This is a genomic window from Lentzea nigeriaca (assembly GCF_016907955.1).
Taxonomy (GTDB): domain Bacteria; phylum Actinomycetota; class Actinomycetes; order Mycobacteriales; family Pseudonocardiaceae; genus Lentzea; species Lentzea nigeriaca.
Window position 1 is genome coordinate 325,881 of the sequence record NZ_JAFBCX010000005.1, and the last position, 20,682, is coordinate 346,562.

The window sequence follows — 20,682 nt, forward strand, 5'->3', positions numbered from 1 at the left end:
CGGGAGTCAGCGGTTTTCGGTTCCGCGCAACGACATCTGCTGATCCCGCCACGAGTGGAACAGATCCGCCTCGCAGTACCAGTCCACCCCGGTGGGCCGCTCACCGGTCGTCATGAACTCGATGATCAGCTGCTTGTACAGCTCCAGCGGCACACCGACGCCAGGCGGGAAGTCCGTGTACTTCTCGTTGACGTAGGGCGCCTCGTCCGATCCCTTCGGCCAGCCCATGAACGCGTTGTCGACGTAGTACATGTAGCCCCACCCGCCCCGCACGGCGAGCACCACGTTGTGGTCCGGGTCGCCCTCGGCGGTCAGCGGCCTGCCGAAGTGGTCGAGCGATCCGTCGTTGCACTCGGGCCTCGCGAGCAGGCCGATCAACGTGTCCACATCCGCTGCGCACGCGACGACCTGATATTTGTGCTCCGCCGCGTCGAGGTCGGGTAGCCCGGTCCAGAGACCAGCACGCATGCTCATGCGAGTCACCCTGCACCCATTGCCGGGAACATTCGACACCCATTGACAGAACCACACGAACGGGTGATGACCCGGTCAGCCTGATCGGGTTGCGAGGTCTCTCAGTGCTGACTCATCCAGACCTGTCGCGACCTGCACTTCCACCGGATCGAGCGCACCGCAGTCCACCGCTCGGAGGAAGAAGGACGACAACGCTTGGGCGGTCGCCGGTTCGTCCAGCACACCTCCTGAGACGCGCTGCACATAGGACTTCAAACGGCTGGCGTCGGCGGCCAAACCCTCGCGGTAGAAGGCGTAAACGGCCGCATAACGTGTCACCAGTTGTACCGGGTGCAGATCCCAACCCTGGTAGAAACCGTGCTCCAGTGATCGCCGCACCAGCCGGTAGTGCGTGTCCCAGCCGTGCTGCTTCTGGTCGCCTACGGGCAGCACGTTGGTGGAGCCGTCGGACAGCCGGACCCCGGTCCCAGCAGCGGAAACCTGCATGACGTGCCGCGCGAAGTCGCACGCGCCGTGCGCCAGGTGTTGCTGCGCCGCGGAGAGTCCGCAGCCCGCGGTGTAGTCGTAGGTGCCGAAGTGCAGACCTGTCACCCGGCCCTTGCCCGCCTCGATGAACCTCGGGATCGCGAGCCTGCCTTTGTGGTCCACAATGGACTGTGTGGTCTCGACCTGGATCTCGAACCTCAGATCCTTCCCGAAGAGGTCGAGCACCTCACCGAACACCTCGACCTGGTCGGCAGATGTCACCTTCGGGAAGGTGATCACGAAACCTGGCGGAACCTCTCCCAGTGCTGTCAGGAAGATGTCCAAGGTGCGCAGCCCGCGCTCGCGCAAGGCCTTGGAGTCGAACGACTTGATGCGCACGCCGAACGACGGCGGCGCGCTGCCCTCCTCCAGCCAGCGGGACACGAGGTGCGCCGTGCTCTCGGCGTCCATGTCCTCGACGTCGTCCTCGGGCGCGCCGTAGCCGTCCTCGAAGTCGATGCGCAGGTCCTCGACGGGCTCACGGACGAGCTTCGCCCGCACGCGGTCGAGCACGCCGTCGGGCAGGTCCGGCAGCAGGTCCGGTTCGATCGACCGCAGCGCCTCGCGGCCCCAGTCGCCGACCGTCGTCGCGATGATCCGACCGGCGGGCACGTAGCACGTGTGCACGGGCTGGCGGCCCACCGGCCAGCTGCGTTCCACAGTGGACAATCGCGCGGTCACCCGCGCGACGTCGTCGGGTGACAGCGATGTCCGGTACATCAGATGCGCTCGTACGCCGGCAGGGTCAGGAAGTCGACGAAGTCCTCGGACAACGCGACCTGCTCGAACAGCTCGACGGCGGCCGCGACGTGCGGGCCTTCGAGCTCCTTTCCGACGCGTGCCAGGACTTCCCGCACGGCGTCGGCGGTGACCTGCGTGCCGTCGTCGAGCACGACCTTGTTGTTGATCCACTGCCAGATCTGCGACCTGCTGATCTCCGCGGTGGCCGCGTCCTCCATCAGGTTGTGGATCGCCGCCGCCCCGTTGCCGCCCAGCCACGACGCGATGTACCGCACGCCGACGTCGACGGCGCTTTCCAGTCCCGCCCGCGTCGCCGCGCCACCGGCCGACTTGAAGTCCAGCAGCTGCTCGGCCGTGACGCTGACCTCCGGCCGCTGCTTGTCGATCTGGTTCGGCTTGTCGCCGAGCACGCCGTCGAAGATCTCGCGGCAGATCGGCACCAGGTCCGGGTGCGCCACCCACGAGCCGTCGAAGCCGTCGTTCGCCTCGCGCGTCTTGTCCTCACGAACCTTGCGCAGCGCGTTCTCCGTGACCTCCGGGTCGCGCCGGTTCGGGATGAACGCGGCCATGCCACCCATGGCGAACGCCCCGCGCTTGTGACACGTCTTCACCAGAAGCTCGGTGTACGCGCGCATGAACGGCGCCGTCATCGTCACGCTGTTGCGGTCAGGCAGCACGTAGTCCGCGCCCGCGTCCCGGAAGTACTTGATGACGCTGAACAGGTAGTCCCACCGCCCGGCGTTGAGCCCCGACGCGTGGTCGCGCAGCTCGTAGAGGATCTCCTCCATCTGGAACGCGGCGGGAATCGTCTCGATGAGCACCGTCGCCCGGATCGTGCCGTACGGAACACCGAGCAGCTTCTGCGCCGTGGTGAACACGTCGTTCCACAGGCGCGCCTCGAGGTGCGACTCCATCTTCGGCAGGTAGTAGTAGGGCCTGCCCAGCTCGGCGTTGTGGAAGAAGTGCAGCCCGAAGTCGACCAGCGCGCCGACGGCGTTCTTGCCGCCGAACTGGAGGTTGCGCTCGTCGAGGTGCCACCCGCGCGGCCGCACGACGATCGTCGGGTACGGCCCGCCCTTGAGCCGGTACTCCTTGCCCTCCGGCGAGGTGTACTCGATCGTCTCGCGCGCCGCCTCGTAGAGGTTGACCTGCCCCTGCACGACGTTGTCCCAGTGCGGCGTGTTCGCGTCCTCGAGGTCCGCGAGCCACACCTTGGCGCCGGAGTTGAGCGCGTTGATCGTCATCTTGCGCTCGGTGGGCCCGGTGATCTCGACGCGCCGATCCCGCAGCGGCTCGGGCGCCTCGGCCACCTGCCACTCGCCGTCGCGGACGTGCTCCGTCTCCGCCAGAAACCCGAGAGGGCGCCGCTCCTTGCGCAGGGCGAGCAGCTCGTCCCGGCGCGCGGCGTGCGCCTCGTGCAGCTTCGCGACGAACTCAAGAGCCTCTTCGGTCAGGACCTGCACCTGGATCCACCTCTCTAGGTTTTGCTGTGTGGACTATAGTTTTTGCATTGCGGAACTGCAATGAGAGGAGCCGCACGTGTCCACTGGTGGCGTGCAGTCCCTGCAAAGAGCCTTCGACCTGCTGGAACGCCTGGCCGACGCGGGCGGAGAGGCGTCGCTCTCCGAGCTCGCGACGACCTCCGGCCTACCCCTGCCCACGATCCATCGGCTCATTCGCACCCTTGTCACGCTGGGCTATGTGCGCCAGAACAGCAACCGGCGCTACACCCTGGGCTCCCGCCTGATCCGCCTGGGCGAGACCGCCTCCCGCCAGTACGGCACCTGGGCGCGCCCCTACCTGGCGCAGCTCGTGGACTCGGTGGAGGAAACGGCGAATCTCGCCGTCCTGGACGGCGACGAGGTCGTCTACGTGGCGCAGGTGCCGTCGAAGCACTCGATGCGCATGTTCACGGAGGTGGGCCGCCGCCTGCTGCCACACGGCACCGGCGTGGGCAAGGCGATGCTGTCGCAACTGCCGCGCGACGAGGTCCGGTCGCTGCTGGACCGCACCGGGCTGCCCGCCTACACGCCGAACACGATCACGGATGCGTCCGAGCTGCTGGACGCGCTGGACGAGATCTCCGAACGCGGGTACGCGCTGGACGAGTCCGAGCAGGAGCTCGGGGTCCGGTGCATCGCGGTGCCGGTGGTCGGCGGTCCGACGCTGGCGGCGGTGTCGGTGTCGGGCCCGGAGGGACGGCTCACCAAGGACGCCGTGTCACGGATCCTGCCGGAGGTGCAGGCGGTGGCGAAGAGGCTCGCGGACCGGGCAAGCTGACGCAGGGGTACCCCCGAGCTGGCAGGGTGTCGGCAAAGTCGTGTCCAGCTGGCTGACGGCGTCTGCAAGTACCACCAACTCAAGATCAACCAGCACTTTTCCACCGCCAACTCGCGGTGCATCGGCCGCCCCAGCGCACCGAAGATCCGCCAGAGGACGAACCAGTTGGGTGTAGCTGGCGGCGATTCGATCAAGAGTTGGTGGTACTTGCAGACGCCAAGCCCAGCAGGGCGACTTTGCCGGGGCCCTGCCCCCGAGCTGGGAACCCCGCATCTCGACGTACGCACGGGGTCCGACAAGATCAGCCGAGCAGCGCGTCCACAAAGGCGCCCGGCTCGAACGGCGCCAGATGGTCAGCACCCTCGCCGAGCCCGACCAACTTCACCGGCACCCCAAGCTCCCGCTGCACCTGGAACACGATCCCACCCTTGGCAGTCCCGTCCAGCTTCGTCAGCACGATCCCGGTGATGTCGACCTGCTCAGCGAACACCCGAGCCTGGGTCAGCCCGTTCTGCCCAGTGGTCGCATCAAGCACGAGCAGCACCTCATCCACCACTGCCTGCTTCTCGACCACGCGCTTGACCTTGCCGAGCTCGTCCATCAGCCCGACCTTGGTGTGCAGCCGCCCAGCCGTGTCGATCAGCACCGTGTCGACCCCGGCTTCCATCCCGCGCTTGACCGCGTCGAAGGCAACCGACGCCGGATCCCCGCCCTCAGGCCCGCGCACGGTCTCCGCACCGACCCGCTTGCCCCAGGTCTCCAACTGGTCGGCAGCGGCCGCACGGAACGTGTCTGCGGCCCCCAGCAGCACCGTGCGCCCATCAGCCACCAGGACGCGCGCGAGCTTGCCGGTGGTGGTCGTCTTGCCGACGCCGTTGACCCCGACCACGAGCAGCACGGCGGGCTTGCCGGAGTGCGGCAGCGCCTTCAACGACCGGTCCATCGACGGGTGCAGCGCGTCGACGAGCACCGAGCGCAGCAGTTCCTGGGCCTCGCCCTCGGTGCGCACGCCGGACCCGGCGATCTTCGTGCGCAGCGTGTCGACGATCTCGGTCGTGGTGGCGGCGCCGAGGTCCGCGATCAGCAGCGTGTCCTCGACGTCCTGCCACGAGTCCTCGTCCAGGTCGCCGGCGCCCAGCAGGCCGAGCAACGACGAGCCGAACGCGTTGCGCGACTTCGACAGCTTGCCGCGCAGCCGCTCCAGGCGTCCCTCGGTCGGCTCGATCTCCTCGACCTCGGAGGCCTCCTCCGGCAGGTCGACCTCGACGAAGCCGCGCTTCACCGAGTCACGCGGCACGGAGGCGTCGTCGCCGACACCGGGCTGGCCGTCGACCTCCGTGCGCTCGGCCACCGGGTGCTCGACCGGTTCGACCACCTCGGGCTTGGCCGGGGCCAGCGAGATCGCGGACGTGGCCTCGTAGCCGGAGCGCGGGCCCTCCTCCTTCTGGGTCAGGCTGATGCGACGGCGACGCGTCAGCACCACACCGGTCACCAGCGCGGCGATCAGCACGACCGCCACGACGACGAGGATCAGGACAAGGGAAGACGTCGACACGGGCTTATGGTTTCACAGGGTGTCATGTGACCCATCAACCACATATGGCTCATTTAGGCGAAGTTTTCACCAAAGCCCTTGCGCCCGGCCACAGTGTGGAATAGACCACACGTCGTGAGGGTGATCGGACTGATTTCCGGCACGTCGATGGACGGCATCGACGTGGCCGTCGCCGACCTGTCGATCAACGGCGACGTCGTCGAGCTCGTGCCGGTGCAGTGCGCCGAGCACCCCTTCCCCAAGGACCTGCTGGAGAAACCGCGGGACCTCGCTGAAGTGTGCGCCTTCGACACGTCGCTCGGGCAGGCTTTCGGTGAAGTCGCCGCCGGGTACCTGCCGGCGGACCTGATCTCCTCGCTCGGGCAGACCGTCCACCACGAGGTGCAGGACGGCGACTGCCTCGGCACGCTGCAGCTCGGGCAGCCCGCGTGGATCGCCGAACGCACCGGCGTGCCCGTCGTCGCCGACCTGCGGGTCCGGGATGTGGCCGCGGGCGGTCAGGGAGCGCCGCTGGCGAGCACCCTCGACGCGCTCTGGCTGGCCGATGACGCCCCTGCGGTCGCGCTGAACATCGGCGGCATCGCCAACATCACCGTCGTTCGGCCCGGAACGCCGCCGATCGCCTACGACACAGGCCCCGGCAACGCGCTGATGGACGCCGTCATGGAGGTCATCTCCAACGGCCAGCGACGCCAGGACACTAACGGCGAGTTCGCGCGCAGGGGGACCGTCCGGGAGGACATCCTCAAGAAGCTGCTCGCCGACCCGTACTACGCGAAGCCCTGGCCCAAGTCGACGGGCAAGGAGCACTTCAACGCCGAGTACCTGCAGGGCTTTCCGACGGTTCCGGCCGAGGACATGCTGCGCACCCTCGTCGAGGTGACCGCCCGCAGCATCGCCGACGCCTGCCGCGCCCACGACGCCAGCACCGTCGTCGCGTCCGGTGGCGGCATGCGCAACCCCGTGCTCGTCGAGGCGCTCGCGAAAGCGCTCGACCCGATCCCGTTGAAGATCAGCGACTCGCTGGGCCTGCCGCGCGACGGCAAGGAGGCCTACCTCGCCGCACTGCTCGGATTCCTGACGTGGCACGGGATCGCGGGCAACACACCGTCCGCGACCGGTGCGTCCGGGCCGCGGCTGCTCGGGAGCATCACGCCCGGCGACGGGCCGTTGAGGCTGCCGGAGCCCGTCACCACCGCCGTGACCAAGCTCAAAGTGGGGGAACCGAAATGCGCGCTCTAGATCTCGCGATCATCGCCCTGTTCCTCGTCGGCATGCCGTTGCTCGGCACGTGGATCGGCGGCAGGCAGAAGTCGTCCACCGACTACTTCGTCAGCGAGAGCCGCATCTCGTGGTGGGTGGTCTGCCTGTCGGTCGTGTCCGCGGAGACGTCGACGCTCACGGTCCTGAGCGTGCCGGTGATCGCCTACATGGCGACACCCGCGCAGGGCGGCATGACGTACCTGACGCTCGCGCTCGGCTACATCGTCGGCCGGATCATCGTCAGCTTCGTGCTGCTGCCGCGCTACATCGCGGGTGATCTCGTCACGGCCTACGCGTTCCTGGGCCGGCGCTACGGCAACGGCATGCGCGCCACCGCGTCCGTGACGTTCCTCTTCACCCGGCTGCTCGCGGACGGCATCCGGCTCTTCGCGACGGCCATCCCGATCAAGGTCGTGCTGGCCGAGTACGGGATCACGGCGTCGTACTGGGCGATCGTCGTGGCGCTCGGCATCGCGATGGTGTTCTACAGCTTCTTCGGCGGTGCCCGCGCGGTCGTGTGGGTCGACGCCATCCAGATGCTCTGGTACATCCTCGGCGGCGTCGTGGTGGTCTGGGTGCTGGCCGGGCAGCTGCCCGACGGCTGGCTCGGCAAAGCCGCTGATGCCAACAAGTTCCAGCTCTTCGACTTCGCGTCGTCACCGTTGACGGGCGCCTACCCGTTCATCGCGGCGTTCTTCGGCGGCGCGTTGCTGTCGATGGCCTCGCACGGCGCGGATCAGCTGATCGTGCAACGGCTGATGGCGACGCGGAACGTGAAGGAAGCCCAGAAGGCGTTGATCGCGTCCGGCTTCGTGGTGTTCCTGCAGTTCGCGTTCTTCCTCTTCATCGGCGTGATGATGTGGGCGTTCTACAACGGCGTCGACCCGGTGAAGGACCTGAAGCTCAACAACAAGGACGAGCTCTTCGCCCACTTCATCGTCAACGACCTGCCGTCAGGCCTTTCCGGCTTCGTGATCGCCGGCATCCTCGCGGCCGCGCTGTCGTCGTCGTTGGGCGCTTTGGCCTCCAGCACGGTCACGGACGTCTACGAACGCGTCCGCAAGACCCCGATGACCGACGAGGAACGCCTGCGCCACGGGCGGATCTGGACCCTGGTGTGGGCGGGACTGCTGATCGTCTGCGCGGGTCTGTTCGCCTCCTCGAACAAGACCACGGCGGATCCGATCGTGGTGCAGGCGCTCGGCATCGCCGGCTACACCTACGGCGCGCTGCTCGGGGCCTTCCTCCTCGGCCTCATCTTCAAGCGTGCCTCGCAGGCGGACGCGATCATCGCGTTCGTGACGACGGTGCTGGTCGTCGGATTCGTGATTCTCGGGGTCAAGTTCACCGGCAGCACACCGACGATCGACTTCGCGAAGGCCGACGCGACCAGGAAGTCCTTGACCGGCTGGTGGAACACGCCCCTGGGGGTGGCGGTCACCCTGCTCGTTGGTGGGTTGTTGTCGTTGCGGCACTCAAGCGGTGTGCCGGTAGGCGACCAGCTCGACGTGGAGACGAAAGCCTAGGCGGGCGAACATGTTCTGCGACGACTCGTTGCCCGAGTAGATCGACGCGGCGGCCTGCGGTCGTGCACCGTGGTCCGCCGCGAGCTTCCACAACAGCTCGGTGATCAACGCAGCGCCCACGCCCTGACCGCGAACATCGGGTTCGACGGCCACGAAGTCGATGTAGTACTCCTCGGGTTGGGCTTTGCCCGCCGCGTACCCGATGACGCGTTCGCCGTCCATCGCGACGACGACGGTGCGGGTCTGAGGTTTGGATTCGACGAGTTGCTTGCCGGACAGATACGTCCGCGGGAAACATCGCTCGTGCAGCACGGCCACGGCCTCGTGCACGTAGCGGTCGGTGGGGAGGACGCGCATCTCCCGTTCGCTGGGGCACTTCGCGTCCCGCAGCAGCAACGTGCGCAGCTCCCCGTTGTCCAGTATGTGGATGGCGCTCGCCTTCCCGGCTGAGAAGCCGTGGCGTTCGGCGAACGCCGCGAGCCGTCGGTGGGCCGTGTGCCCGTAGAGCTCGAGGTCGGTGATGCCGGTGAGAAGCTCGGCGGCGCGCCGGAACATCGCGTCGGCGGTCTGATCCCAGATGCGGCTGCCCGCGGGGTGGTTGACCGGTACGTCGACGAACGGTCCGTGCAGCCACGCGCGACGCAGCTCGGCATCGATCTCCACGCTGAGCATGCCGGTGATGTTGTCGTCGGCGTCGACGGCCACCACCGTGCAGTCGGCCCAGCTGGGCTCGAACTCGCCGAGCTCCGCCCGGAGCTCTTCGGACGTCTCACCGAGGTACCCGATGTGATGCGCGTTGTCGGCCTGGAGCCGGACCAGCAGCGCCATCGTGGCGCCGAGGTCGCCAGGTTCGGCGAAACGGATGTCGTACATGGAAGGAATGGTTACTCCCACGACGGTTCGGCGCGAGGGAGTTTTCCGCCAGGTAAAATGGCGCGGATGTCCGTCCAGGCGCGCTCGTCGATCTCCGGCACGGTCCACGGATCCGCCACCCAGATCGGCCACGTGCGGGGCGACGTCCATCTGGGCACGTCACCAGGGGTGTCCTGGCCGGTGCACGTGGGCGTGGTGCCCCGGCAGGCCGACTGCTACCAGGACCGCCCGGCACCCGTTTCGCCTGGTCTCACCCTGTTCCGAGGCATGGGCGGCGTCGGCAAGACCCAGACCGCGGCCCACCTCGCCCGCGCGGCGCGGCAGGACCCCGGCGTCGACCTGGTCGTGTGGATCACCGCCACCAGCCGCGAAGCCGTCGTGGCCGCCTACGCTGAAGCCGCCGAACGCCTCCAGATCGCGACCTCCGACGCGGACACCGTGATCCTGTCGTGGCTCCAGACCACTCCGCGCCGCTGGCTGATCGTCCTGGACGACGTCGCCGACCCGTCCGTGCTGCGGGACCTGTGGCCGCCCCTCACCGACACCGGCCAGACCGTGGTGACCACCCGCCGCACGGACTCCGCACTCGCTCGCACCGACTCGGCACTCGTCGACATCAAGGTCTTCACGCCCGAGCAGTCCCAGGCCTACCTCGACGCCAAACTGGCCGCCCACCCCGAGTTGAGCGGTGGCTCCGCCGAACTCGCGGCCGTCCTCGGACACCTTCCGCTGGCTCTCGCCCAGGCGGTGGCCTACCTCGTCGACCGCGACCTGACGTGTGCCGCCTACGTCACCCGTTTCCGCGACCAGCGCCGGAAACTCAGCGTGCTCGTGCCGGAGCCGTCCGCCCTGCCCGACGACCACCAGGCCACGATCGACGTCACGTGGTCGCTGTCGATCGAGCTGGCGAACTCGCTCACGCCCGCCGGCCTCGCAAAGCCGCTGCTGCAGATCGCCTCCCTGCTGGACCCCAACGGCATCCCCGTGGAAGTGCTCACGAGTCCGCCGGTCACCGCGAGGCTGGCCGAGGTGTCCGGCCATGAGGTCGACGCAGAAGCCGCCGCAGACGCACTGCACTGCCTGCAACGCCTCAGCCTGATCGAGTCGGGCACCGTGCACGCCCTGGTCCAACGCGCGACCCGTGACGATCTGCCTGCGGAAGACCTTCGCGCGACCGCCCAGACGGCCGCTGACTCACTGCACGCTCTGTGGCCAGCCCACGAAGGCAACGCCCCTTTGCTGCCTTCCTTGCGCGCCAACGCGTCCGCAGTCACCGCAGTGGCACTGCCTGAACTCGTCGGACCTGACTGCCACCCGCTGCTGTTCGTCTACGGGGAGCACCTCGGCATGGCCGGGCTGGTGACCGAAGCACGCCTGCATTACGAGCGCCTGCTCGACCTTGCGATACCGCGGCTGGGAAGCGACAACTACTACGTCCTCGCCGCTCGGGTCAACATGACCACCTGGCAAGGGGAAGCAGGGGACGTGGCCGGATCTCTCGAGGAGTTCGGCAGGCTGTTGGACGACTGCCTCCGCGTGCTGGGAGCGGACGACGCCGTCACGCTGGTGTTGAGGAACAAACGCGCGATACGGCGGCTCGTGTCAGGTGACATCGACGGCGCCACAAAGGACCTCGAGGACTTGCTCGTGGTTCAGACCCGGATCCTCGGCGAAGACGCACACGAGACGCTGGTCTCTCGCTCCAACCTGGCTCAGTGCAGGATGCAGGCGCTGGACCTCGCCGCGGCGAGGTGTGAGTACGAGCAGCTGCTGTCCGACCAGATCGCGGTTCTGGGCAAAGATCATCCAGAGACCCTCGTCATCCGGAACAACCTGGCGACCTGCAAGAGCCAGGCGATGGACGTGTCGGGAGCGGTGGCAGACTACGAAGCGCTGCTCGCCGACGAGACTCGCATCCTCGGAGCCGAACACCCGAACACGCTCGTCACGCGCCACAACCTCGCGGACGCGCGCGGGTACGCGGGCTCCGTGCAGGCAGCCGTCAGAGGGTTCGAAGAACTGGTGGAAGTTCGCAGCCGCATCATCGGCCCTGTCCATCCGTACACCCTCCTCACTCGGGGCAGGCTCGCTTACTGGCGAGCCGAGACGGGCGACCTCGAAGAGGCGATGGAGGAGCAGCAACTCCTGGTGCGCGACTGCTTGAAGGTGCTGGGTCCACGGCATCCGATCACTCTCTCCAGCCGCAACGACCTCGCGAGCCTGCGCAGGACGGCAGGCGATCCCCTCAGCTCCGCCCGAGAACTGGAGGAGCTCGTGACCGACCAGCGAGCGGTGCTCGGCGCCGAGCACCCCGACACTCTGACCACCCGGCACAACCTGGCGATGAGCCTGCTGAGTGCAGGCGATCCGGCCGGCGCGATCCGCGAGTTCGAACAGGTCACCGAGCAGGAGAGCCGCCTGCTCGGCGCGCGGCACCCGGAAACGCTGACAACGCGAATCAACCTGGCCCACGCCAGAGCTCACGCGGGTGATCTCAAGCGAGCGACCATCGAGTTCACGACACTCGTCGGGGACCACGCAGACGTCCTCGGCGCCGACCATCTGCGCACCCTCGGCGTCCGCCTGAGCCTGGCGAAGGTGCTCGGCGCCGCAGGGCAGTTCGCCAAGGCCATCCGCGTCTGCGAACCCCTGCTGCGCGACCAGGACCGCGTGCTCGGCCCCGAGCAAAACAACACGGTGGAGACCAGGCAGCTGCTTGCCGATCTGCGGTACCAGACCGGGGACGTCGAGGGCGCGATCGACGAGCTGGAGCAGTTGCTGGCGGCCCTGTCGCGCAGGCTCATGCCCACCCACGACCAGATCACGAAGCTGAAGCGCGACATCGCGTTTCTGCGGAGATCCACCTGAGGTACGCCTCACACGACCGGGAAGCCACCCAGATTCGGGCTTGCAGGGCTGGTCAGGGTGGGGGACTCTTCTACAGTGAGTGAGGAAACGATCCAACTCGATCTCAACGAAACCGGGGTGGCCGTCGACCTGCCCTTGCCGACGAACAACCGGGACGGCGTCCAGGGTGTTCCGTACCGGCCGGTCGAATTCCGTGACGATGATCTGCCCACCGCACTCGAGCGGGCGGCCGCGTGGTTGCGGCAGACGCAGGAGTGGCTGGGCGAGCCTGTGGACGTCATCGCAGTTCATCTCGACTACGACGACACCCACGGCAACCCGTACTACGACCTCAAGCTGCTGTGCAACGACGAGGACCTGGCGGGAGTGCCGAAGGTCATCCGAGAACACGAAGGGGCCGCTACCGGTCAGTAGCTTTTCCGGCTACCGTTCGGAAGCATGTCGGATCGCGTTTATCCCCCGGTGATCGCCGCAGCCAAGCTCATGTTCAAGCTGCTCGATCTGCGGATCACCGTCGAAGGGGCGCACCACGTCCCGCGCACGGGAGGAGCGGTGCTGGCGTCCAACCACGTCAGCTACCTCGACTTCATCTTCGCGGGCTATGGCGCGCGTCCTTCGGGGCGCCTCACGCGGTTCATGGCGAAGCACGAGATCTTCGCCAACAAGATCGCAGGCCCGCTCATGCGCGGCATGCACCACATCCCCGTCGACCGGAGCGCGGGCCAGGCCTCCTTCCAGCAGGCCCTGTCCGCGCTCCGCACCGGCGAGGTCGTCGGGATCTTCCCCGAGGCCACGATCAGCCGGTCGTTCACGGTCAAGGGCATCAAGTCCGGCGCGAACCGCCTGGCGCACGAGGCCGGCGTGCCGCTCGTCCCGATGGCGCTGTGGGGTACCCAGCGGCTGTGGACCAAGGGCCGGCCCAAGAACCTCACGCAGCGGCACGTGCCGATCACCATCCTCATCGGCGAGCCGTTCGAGCCCTCCCCCGGAGACTCCGGCGACGCGTTGCTGCGCAAGCGGATGCAGGAGCTGCTCGACACCGCGCAGGCCTCCTACCCCAACGAGCCGGGCGCGTGGTGGGCGCCGGCGCACCTCGGTGGCAGCGCGCCCACGCCGGAAGAGGCGGCGAAACTGGATGCGAGCGGGCGCTGACCTGGCGATACAAGGTTTTCACAAGGGCGGTCGGGCAGAGTGGTCCGTGCGCACCTGAAGAGGTGAGGTTGAACTGGGGGACTTCACCCCTTCGGGCGCCGGCCGCGTCCGCACGGTGATGTGGGGGACCTCCCCGAAGAGGAAGGTCACCGGGCGGAACGCGGCTGAGGCAAGAGGCCGCGGTCGGGGTTGGTCTAAGCCCCCCAGGCACCGCTCCGACCGCCCTCTTCGCACCCCTCAGACGCCGAGATGCATCACGTGCACCGCGCGGCTCACGGCGCGGCGTGCTCCTCGGCCGAACTCTCCGCCGGTTCCGCGGCAGCCGGTTCCTTCGACGCCGCCGACTCGTCGCCACGGGTGCGCAGCCGCTGCGAGATCACCTGCGAGATGCCGTCACCGCGCATCGAGACGCCGTAGAGCGCGTCCGCGATCTCCATGGTCGGCTTCTGGTGCGTGATGATCAGCAGCTGCGACCGGTCGCGAAGCTGCTGGAACAGGCCGATCAGGCGGTGCAGGTTCGTGTCGTCCAGCGCCGCCTCGACCTCGTCCATCACGTAGAAGGGTGAGGGGCGGGCACGGAAGATCGCGACCAGCATCGCGACGGCGGCCAGCGACTTCTCGCCACCGGAGAGCAGCGACAGGCGCTTGACCTTCTTGCCGGGCGGGCGGGCCTCCAGCTCGATGCCGGTGGTCAGCATGTCCTCGGGCTCGGTCAGCACCAGGCGTCCCTCGCCGCCGGGGAACAGGACCTTGAAGACGATCTCGAACTCGCGCGCCACGTCCTCGTAGGCCGACGTGAAGACCTCGAGGATCTTGTCGTCGACCTCCTTCACGACGGTGAGCAGGTCGCGGCGGGTGTCCTTGATGTCCTCGAGCTGGGTGGAGAGGAACTTGTAGCGCTCCTCCAGCGCGGCGAACTCCTCCAGGGCCAGCGGGTTGACCTTGCCGAGCAACGAGAGGTCGCGTTCGGCGCGCTTGGCGCGGCGGGCCTGCGTGTCGCGGTCGTACGGCATCGGCTGCGGCTCGGAGACCTGCTCGCCGCGTTCCTTGGCGGCCTCGTACTCGGCCATCTCCTGGGCCGACGGGGGCACCGGGCAGTCGGGCCCGTACTCGGCGACCAGGTCGTCGAGGCCGATGCCGAAGTCCTCGGCGATCTTGGTCTCGAGCTGTTCGATGCGCATGCGCTGCTCGGCGCGCAGGACCTCGTCGCGGTGCACGGCGTCGACGAGCTTCTCCAGCTCGCCGGACATCTCGCGCACCAGGTTGCGCACCTGGGTCAGCAGGAGCTCGTGCTGCGTGCGGCGTTCCTGGGCCTGGTCGCGCTCACGGGCGGCGCGGGCCAGTGAGATCTCGATGCGTTCCAGCGCCTGCTCGCCGCCGCGCACGACGGCCTTCGCCACCTGGGCGCCGCGCGCACGGTGGGCCGTCGCGCGGGCGTGGCGTTCGCGGGCCTCGCGTTCGGCACGTGCGGCACGGCGCAGGCCGTCCGCCTTGCCCTGCATCGCCCGTGCGCGTTCCTCGGCCGTGCGCTGCACCAGGCGGGCGTCCATCTCGGCCTGACGCGCGGACGCGAGCTCGGCGGCCAGCGCGTCGCGCTGCTCGGTGTCCGGCTCGTCCTCGAGGGTCTGCTCCTCCTCGGCCATCAGCAGCCGCTCTTCGAGCTCGCCCAGCTTCAGCAGGGCTTCCTCGCGCGACCGCTCGACCTTGGCGCGCTGCTCGGCGATGCGGTTGACCTCGGCCTCCGCCGACCGCACCGCCGCGACCATGCGGTTCAGCCGCTCGCCGGAGCGGGCCTGGCGGACCTTGGCCTCCTGCATGGCCTCCTTGACCGCGTCGAGCACCTTGCGGCGGGCCTGCTGCTCGGCACGTGCGCCTTCCAGCGCCGCGGACGCGTGCTCCAGCGCGCGTTCCGCCGTCGCCAGCTGCTCCTTGGCCTCGTCGACGGCCGCCTGCACCTCGATGACGCTCTGGCCCTGGCCGGACGAACCACCGATCGCCCAGTCCGTGCCGAAGATGTCGCCGTCACGGGTCACCGCACGGACGTTCAGCCGCGCCGCGGTGTCCAGATCGTCAACCACCGCAAGGCGATCCAGCGCGCGCGCCAGCGCCGGGCGCAACGCCTCGGGGGCGTGCACGACGTCGATCGCCCACCGCGCACCGTAGGGCAGCTGACCCCAGGCAGAGGTGTCCACAGTGGACCCAGGGGAGCCGATCAGCACACCCGCGCGTCCGGCGTCCTTCTCCTTCAACATCTTCAGGGCCTGCAGCGCGCCTTCACCGGACGACACCGCGACGGCGTCCGCGATCGGGCCCAGCGCGGCGGCCATCGCCACCTCGTAACCCGGTTCGACCGTCAGCAACGCCGCGACCGACCCCAGCAGACCCGGCACGTCGGACGCGAGCAGCGCGCCCGCGCCGTCCTTGCGGGTCAGGCCCAAAGACAACGCATCGACACGAGCACGCCACGACGCGATGTCGCGTTCAGCGGTGCGTTCGGCCTTGACCAGCTCCTCGACGCGCTGCCTCGCCTGGTCGTTGGCCTGCACGGCCTGGCGGTGGCGTTCGTCGAGGTCCTGGTCGTCCTCGTCCTCGGTGCCGGTGATCTCGCGCGCCTCGGCCAGTTCCATCGACGCGAACTCGACGCGTTCGGTGGCCTCCGCGAGCGTCACTGACAGCCGTTCGATCTCCTCGGCGGTCGCGTTCGTCTTGCTGCGCAACGCTTCCACCTGACCGGAGAGCCGTGCGAGGCCCTCCCGGCGGTCGGCGATCGCGCGGACGGCCGCGATGTGCGCCTTCTCCGCCTGCGAGACCATGCGCTCCAGCTCGGACCGCGTCTCGACGGCCTCGGCCAACGCGATGCGCGCCTCGGTCACGCCCTCCTGGAGCTCCAGCTCCATCGCGGCGGTCTCCTCGGCCTCACGTTCGAGGTCGTCGGGGTCACGGCCACGCGACGGCGCGTCCAGCTCGGCGGACAGGTGCCGCGCGCGTTCGGCGGCGAGGCGGACCGTGCCGCGGAGGCGTTCCTCCAAAGCGGACAGCCGGTACCAGGTATCCTGCGCCGCCTGCAGCTTCGGGGTGTCCGCCGCGACACGCTCCTCCAGCTCGTTCTGCTGGTACTGCGCGGCCTGCAACGACTTCTCGACCTCGGCGCGGCGCTCGCGGGCCTTCGCCTCGTCGTGTTCCTCCTGCGCGATGGCTTCCCGCTGCGTGACGAGGTCGTCCGCGAGCAGGCGCAGCTTGGAGTCCCGCAGCTCGGACTGCACGACCTGGGCGCGGCGAGCGATCTCGGCCTGTTTGCCCAGCGGCTTGAGCTGACGGCGCAGTTCCGCCGTGAGGTCGGTGAGGCGCGTCAGGTTCGCCTGCATCGCCTCCAGCTTGCGCAGCGCCTTTTCCTTGCGCTTGCGGTGCTTGAGGACACCGGCGGCCTCTTCGACGAACGCGCGCCGTTCCTCCGGCTTGGACTCGAGGATCGCGGCGAGCTGACCCTGACCGACGATCACGTGCATCTCGCGGCCGATGCCGGAGTCCGAGAGCAGCTCCTGGATGTCCATCAGGCGGCACGAGTTGCCGTTGATCTCGTACTCGGTGGCGCCCTCGCGGAACATTCGGCGGGTGATCGACACCTCGGTGTACTCGATCGGCAGCACGCCGTCGGAGTTGTCGATCGTGAGCGTCACCTCGGCGCGACCGAGCGGCGCGCGGCCGGACGTGCCGGCGAAGATGACGTCCTCCATCTTGCCGCCGCGCAGGTCCTTGGCACCCTGCGTGCCCATCACCCAGCGCAGCGCGTCGAGCACGTTGGACTTGCCGGACCCGTTGGGGCCGACCACACACGTGATGCCGGGCTCGAAGCGCAGCGTGGTAGCCGAGGCGAAGGACTTGAAGCCCTTCAGCGTCAGGCTCTTGAGATGCACGCGGGGCAGAGTACCCAAACGCTTGCGTTGGATGCGTGAGGCAGGCCGTGACCTGCGCGTCCAAGTGCTGTGACCGTCGGGGGCGCGGGGCCGGTGCCGCGAGGCGCCCTGCTGAACACCGGAAGACGCGGTGGAGGTCGGCGGGCACAGCACTAGGGACGGAGAGTAACCAGGAGTCCGCTTTCGTCCGACACCTCCAGGCGATCTATCCGGTCGACCCGGAACGACGTGGAGCCGGGAATCTCCTCGTCAGGGGCATGATCAGAACCCCACCAGCCGCCGATCTCGCGCTGGCCGCCCTTGTCGAACACCATCACCTTGCAGCGCGCACCCGGTTTGACGTTCTCGAACTTGAACCGCATCTCGGTGCCCCATGACCTGGTGACCATGGCGACGCTGGCGCCGACACCCGTTTTCTCGTCGTGCACGGCCCAGGTCGGAGCAGGCGGGGGCGAAGGCGAGGTCGACACCGGTGCCGAGATCGGTGCCGAGGCCGGTCGCAGGGACAGGACTCCACCTGCCAGCGCGAGCGCGGCGAGGACGGCCGCGCACACGACCAGCACGCGGCGCTGCCGGTCCGGTTTGGGCGGGACGGGGATGTCGTCGAGGTTCTCGACGTCCGCCAGGCTCAGCCTGCCGAGCAGGCCGGGCAGCGGGGCCATCCGCAGCATCTCGGCCCGGCACTCCTCACAGCCGGGCAGATGCCGTTCGAACTCCGACCGCTCCTTGAGGTCGAGCGACCCGAAGAGGTAGGCGCCGACGTCGACGGTGTGCTGGCAGCTCACGCCTCGGTCACCCCTCTTTCCTCCAACGCGTCGCGCAGCGCCCTCAGTGCGTAGAAGCAGCGCGACTTCACCGTGCCCGGCGGGATGCCGAGCGTCTTGGCGGCCTCCGCGACCGTGCGGCGGCGGTAGTAGAGCTCGATGACGACCATCCGGTGCTCAGGCGTGAGCGCCCGCAGCGCCGACGCGATCTGCCACGTCTGCAGGACGTGCTCGACCTGGTCGCCGACCGGCGGCAGGTCCACCGGTTCCAGCGGCACCTCGGTCGCGCGTGCGTTGCGGCGGCGGTAGCCGGAGATGACCAGATTGCGGGCCACCGTGTAGAGCCACGGTGCCGCGTCGTCCGGGTTCAGCTCGTCGTAGTGCCGCCACGCGCGCAGCAACGTCTCCTGCACGACGTCCTCCGCGTGCTGGTAGTCGCCGTCGACCAGCTTCAGCACGTAGTGCTGCAGCGGGCCTCTCCAGCGGTCGTACAGCTGGATGAGGACGTCTTCGGCGGAGTCCACCCCTCCTTACTACGCCACCTCTTTCCGAAAAGTTCAGCGTTCGACGAAGCCGGTCAGGTCACCCCTGGCGTCGGACCACTGCTCACCCACAGATTCGACGTGTCCAGGGGTTTCACCCGAACGGAGAGCCTTCAACAGTTCTTCACACTTCTCACGCGGACCCTCGGCAACGACCTCGACCCGCCCGTCCGGTCGGTTCGAAGCGCTCCCCACCAGGCCCAGTTCTAGCGCCCTGGCACGCGTCCACCAGCGAAAACCAACGCCCTGAACCCGTCCACGCACCCACGCGTTTAGTCGCACGTCCACCCCCGAATGGTTGCGTAGTCACCCAAGGTGACCGAAGACGCACTCGGGGTTTATCACCCATTAGTGGTACGGTGCCGACCCGTGAGTGCCCGCAGCCTCTTACTCGGCCTGCTGATCGGTGCAACCGGCGTCGGCGGTCTGGCCGTCTCCGGTACCTCCCCTCTCGGCATCAGCTTCACGACTGCCGCGCAGAAGGAGACCACCGACGCAGCGAACCAGTTCGGCACAGGCAACGCGGCAGCACCCAACAGACAGACACCCTCTGAGAACACCGGCGTCGGTCACCCCGCGACGTCGTCGTCTTCTTCCGCTCCCACCACCTCTTCGACGACGGCGACTCCCACCTCCTCTTCCTCGTCAGCGGCTCCCACCACCACGACGACGCCTCCCCAAGCGCCGAAGCCGCCGGCCCAGCCGCAGGTGCCGGGGAACAAGACCCCCGAGCAGGCCGTCCTGGAGCTCGTGAACGACGCCCGCGCCGCGAAGGGCTGCAAGGCCCTCGTGATCGACGACCGCATCACCACCGCCGCGCAGGGCCACAGCACGGACATGGCCACCCAGAACTACTTCTCGCACGTGTCGAAGGACGGCAGGACTTTCGACCAGCGGATGCGCGAGGCCGGCTACCCGATGCCCGGCGGCGAGAACATCGCGATGGGCTACGCCACTCCGCAGGCCGTCATGGACGGCTGGATGGGCTCCAAGGGCCACCGGGAGAACATCGAGAACTGCAGCTTCACCACGATGGGCCTGGGTCTCGACACCCGCGGCAACTACTGGACCCAGAACTTCGGCTACTGACGGTTGAGCAGGGGAAACTTCGTGTACGAGAGCCCGGAACCGGACTCGCGCTCGCGCTTTCGCGGTGCACCACAGATCATCCTCGCCGCGTCCGGCGTCGTCCTGGCGACGATCTTCGCCGCCGTCGCCTCGCTGGCGGCGGGTTCGGACAGCGCCACCGAGACGCCGTCGACGCAGCTGCCGCGCAAGGAGGCCGTGCGTGACGCCCTGAGCGTCGTGCCGACGTCCTCGACCACCTCTTCGTCGGTCGAGCTGACGTCGTCGTCGTCCTCCTCGGAGAGCCCGACGTCGACCACCACGACGTCGAAGAAGCCAACGCGCGTCACGACCATCACGCGTCCTGACGGCACCACGACCACCGTCACGACCGATGACCCGCCGCCGGTCGTCACGTCGACCACCAAGCAGGACCCGGTCACGACGACCACGACCACCACTACGACGACGACCACGACGACGGCCCAGTCCACAACGACTGACAAGCCGTAGGGTTACGCCAGTCACCGCCCAGTGACGCAGGGCTACACGAAGGTGTGGCGTCGCTGAGGCTTTGGTTCGTTTCCGCCGATAACTCGAACGCAGGTCCATCCGACCGGGTTTCCCACGAGGAGATGGGTGTGTTCGAGGAAGATCATTCGCAGTCACCGACCGATGCCACACCGCCGAAGAAGCGCGTGGGCACGGTCGTGATGCTGGCTGCGGGCGGCGTGGTGGTGGCGACCCTGTTCGCCACGGTCGCGTCCATGCTGGCCACGAGCGGCCACGAGGCGAATCCGGAACGCACGTCCGCGGACGTCGTCCAGACCATGACGAGCGTGGCCCCCGACGGCAGCACCAGCACCGTCGTCGTCACCGTGTCCTCGGGCGCGCCCGCGTCGTCGGCCAAGCCGGACCGCAAGCAGGCAGCGCGGCCGAACGAGCAGCCCAAGCCGGGCGCTCCGCAGCAACCGCAGCAGCCACAGCTGACGACCAACCCCGGTGAGCCGACGCAGACGCACAGCAACCCGCCCACGTCGTGGATGGAGCCGCCGGCGTCGTCCTCTTCTCCGGCGTCGTCGACCACGTCACCGTCATCCTCCAGCTCCAGCTCGGCCTCACCGACCCCGAAGCCCTAGC

Annotated in this window: 18 protein-coding genes; 8 read left to right on the plus strand and 10 right to left on the minus strand. The window is 68.4% G+C overall.

Translation table 11 applies throughout. From position 1 onward, the window contains the following. Positions 1 to 6 precede the first annotated feature (6 nt). From JOD27_RS19640 to aceB, 3 genes are all read right to left on the minus strand, one after another. Complete coding sequence (locus JOD27_RS19640) at positions 7 to 474, minus strand: Imm1 family immunity protein (RefSeq protein WP_204763677.1); 468 nt, start codon at positions 472 to 474, stop codon at positions 7 to 9. Positions 475 to 549: 75 nt separating this feature from the next. Further along, entirely contained in the window at positions 550 to 1,719 is a 1,170-nt protein-coding gene (locus tag JOD27_RS19645; protein ID WP_204763678.1) for a DUF6986 family protein, read from the minus strand. Then, the gene (aceB, locus tag JOD27_RS19650) at positions 1,719 to 3,203 is read right to left on the minus strand and encodes a malate synthase A (RefSeq protein ID WP_307830217.1); all 1,485 of its coding nucleotides are present in this window, start codon (positions 3,201 to 3,203) and stop codon (positions 1,719 to 1,721) included. The genes JOD27_RS19645 and aceB overlap by 1 nt, the downstream gene beginning before the upstream one ends. A 76-nt stretch (positions 3,204 to 3,279) precedes the next feature. On the opposite strand from aceB, the gene JOD27_RS19655 reads away from it, so the two are divergent. After that, positions 3,280 to 4,020, plus strand: coding sequence for an IclR family transcriptional regulator (locus JOD27_RS19655; protein WP_204763679.1), 741 nt, complete (start codon positions 3,280 to 3,282; stop codon positions 4,018 to 4,020). Positions 4,021 to 4,321: 301 nt separating this feature from the next. On the opposite strand, the gene ftsY is transcribed toward JOD27_RS19655, so the two are convergent. Further along, positions 4,322 to 5,575 (minus strand): signal recognition particle-docking protein FtsY, encoded by a 1,254-nt coding sequence (gene ftsY / locus JOD27_RS19660; RefSeq protein WP_204763680.1) that lies wholly within the window; start codon positions 5,573 to 5,575, stop codon positions 4,322 to 4,324. A gap of 114 nt (positions 5,576 to 5,689) precedes the next feature. Here ftsY and JOD27_RS19665 point away from each other — a divergent pair, with 114 nt between their 5' ends. Continuing rightward, complete coding sequence (locus JOD27_RS19665) at positions 5,690 to 6,817, plus strand: anhydro-N-acetylmuramic acid kinase (protein ID WP_443673963.1); 1,128 nt, start codon at positions 5,690 to 5,692, stop codon at positions 6,815 to 6,817. Continuing rightward, complete coding sequence (locus JOD27_RS19670; protein WP_204763681.1) at positions 6,805 to 8,364, plus strand: sodium:solute symporter; 1,560 nt, start codon at positions 6,805 to 6,807, stop codon at positions 8,362 to 8,364. The genes JOD27_RS19665 and JOD27_RS19670 overlap by 13 nt, the downstream gene beginning before the upstream one ends. Here JOD27_RS19670 and JOD27_RS19675 read toward each other — a convergent pair. After that, a complete protein-coding gene (locus JOD27_RS19675) occupies positions 8,314 to 9,237 on the minus strand; it encodes a GNAT family N-acetyltransferase (protein WP_204763682.1) in 924 nt (307 codons plus the stop codon). The genes JOD27_RS19670 and JOD27_RS19675 overlap by 51 nt on opposite strands. A 66-nt stretch (positions 9,238 to 9,303) precedes the next feature. On the opposite strand from JOD27_RS19675, the gene JOD27_RS19680 reads away from it, so the two are divergent. The 3 genes from JOD27_RS19680 (at position 9,304) to JOD27_RS19690 (ending at position 13,257) form a co-directional block, all read left to right on the plus strand. Beyond that, positions 9,304 to 12,105, plus strand: coding sequence for a tetratricopeptide repeat protein (locus tag JOD27_RS19680; protein WP_204763683.1), 2,802 nt, complete (start codon positions 9,304 to 9,306; stop codon positions 12,103 to 12,105). A 75-nt stretch (positions 12,106 to 12,180) separates the two neighbouring features. Next, a complete protein-coding gene (locus tag JOD27_RS19685; protein WP_204763684.1) occupies positions 12,181 to 12,519 on the plus strand; it encodes a hypothetical protein in 339 nt (112 codons plus the stop codon). 24 nt (positions 12,520 to 12,543) lie between these two features. Next, entirely contained in the window at positions 12,544 to 13,257 is a 714-nt protein-coding gene (locus JOD27_RS19690; RefSeq protein WP_204763685.1) for a lysophospholipid acyltransferase family protein, read from the plus strand. A 272-nt stretch (positions 13,258 to 13,529) separates the two neighbouring features. Here the strand turns inward: JOD27_RS19690 and smc are convergent, their stop codons facing one another. The 4 genes from smc to JOD27_RS19710 all read right to left on the minus strand — a co-directional run bounded on the left by smc (position 13,530) and on the right by JOD27_RS19710 (position 18,765). Beyond that, a complete protein-coding gene (gene smc / locus JOD27_RS19695) occupies positions 13,530 to 17,171 on the minus strand; it encodes a chromosome segregation protein SMC (protein ID WP_204763686.1) in 3,642 nt (1,213 codons plus the stop codon). Positions 17,172 to 17,323: 152 nt separating this feature from the next. After that, the gene (locus JOD27_RS19700) at positions 17,324 to 17,956 is read right to left on the minus strand and encodes an anti-sigma factor family protein (RefSeq protein WP_204763687.1); all 633 of its coding nucleotides are present in this window, start codon (positions 17,954 to 17,956) and stop codon (positions 17,324 to 17,326) included. Beyond that, positions 17,953 to 18,459 (minus strand): sigma-70 family RNA polymerase sigma factor, encoded by a 507-nt coding sequence (locus tag JOD27_RS19705; RefSeq protein WP_204763688.1) that lies wholly within the window; start codon positions 18,457 to 18,459, stop codon positions 17,953 to 17,955. The genes JOD27_RS19700 and JOD27_RS19705 overlap by 4 nt, the downstream gene beginning before the upstream one ends. Before the next feature lie 33 nt (positions 18,460 to 18,492). Then, positions 18,493 to 18,765: an acylphosphatase gene (locus JOD27_RS19710; RefSeq protein ID WP_204763689.1), complete on the minus strand. Its 273-nt coding sequence runs from the start codon at positions 18,763 to 18,765 to the stop codon at positions 18,493 to 18,495. An 81-nt stretch (positions 18,766 to 18,846) separates the two neighbouring features. Between JOD27_RS19710 and JOD27_RS46680 the strand changes: the two genes are divergently transcribed. Beyond that, on the plus strand, positions 18,847 to 19,566 hold the full coding sequence (locus JOD27_RS46680; protein ID WP_204763690.1) for a CAP domain-containing protein: 720 nt from the start codon (positions 18,847 to 18,849) through the stop codon (positions 19,564 to 19,566). On the opposite strand, the gene JOD27_RS19720 is transcribed toward JOD27_RS46680, so the two are convergent. Next, positions 19,560 to 20,048, minus strand: coding sequence for a hypothetical protein (locus tag JOD27_RS19720; RefSeq protein ID WP_204763691.1), 489 nt, complete (start codon positions 20,046 to 20,048; stop codon positions 19,560 to 19,562). The two genes, JOD27_RS46680 and JOD27_RS19720, sit on opposite strands and share 7 nt — an antisense overlap. A gap of 135 nt (positions 20,049 to 20,183) precedes the next feature. Here JOD27_RS19720 and JOD27_RS19725 point away from each other — a divergent pair, with 135 nt between their 5' ends. Further along, positions 20,184 to 20,681, plus strand: a complete 498-nt coding sequence (locus JOD27_RS19725) for a hypothetical protein (protein ID WP_204763692.1) — start codon at positions 20,184 to 20,186, stop codon at positions 20,679 to 20,681. Position 20,682 lies beyond the last annotated feature (1 nt).

Bases quoted from the DNA above. Each gene is read 5' to 3' on its own strand.
- JOD27_RS19640 (WP_204763677.1), bottom strand. From the start codon at position 474: ATGAGCATGCGTGCTGGTCTCTGGACCGGGCTACCCGACCTCGACGCG.
- JOD27_RS19645 (WP_204763678.1), bottom strand. From the start codon at position 1,719: ATGTACCGGACATCGCTGTCACCCGACGACGTCGCGCGGGTGACCGCG.
- JOD27_RS19670 (WP_204763681.1), top strand. From the start codon at position 6,805: ATGCGCGCTCTAGATCTCGCGATCATCGCCCTGTTCCTCGTCGGCATG.
- JOD27_RS19675 (WP_204763682.1), bottom strand. From the start codon at position 9,237: ATGTACGACATCCGTTTCGCCGAACCTGGCGACCTCGGCGCCACGATG.
- JOD27_RS19680 (WP_204763683.1), top strand. From the start codon at position 9,304: ATGTCCGTCCAGGCGCGCTCGTCGATCTCCGGCACGGTCCACGGATCC.
- JOD27_RS19690 (WP_204763685.1), top strand. From the start codon at position 12,544: ATGTCGGATCGCGTTTATCCCCCGGTGATCGCCGCAGCCAAGCTCATG.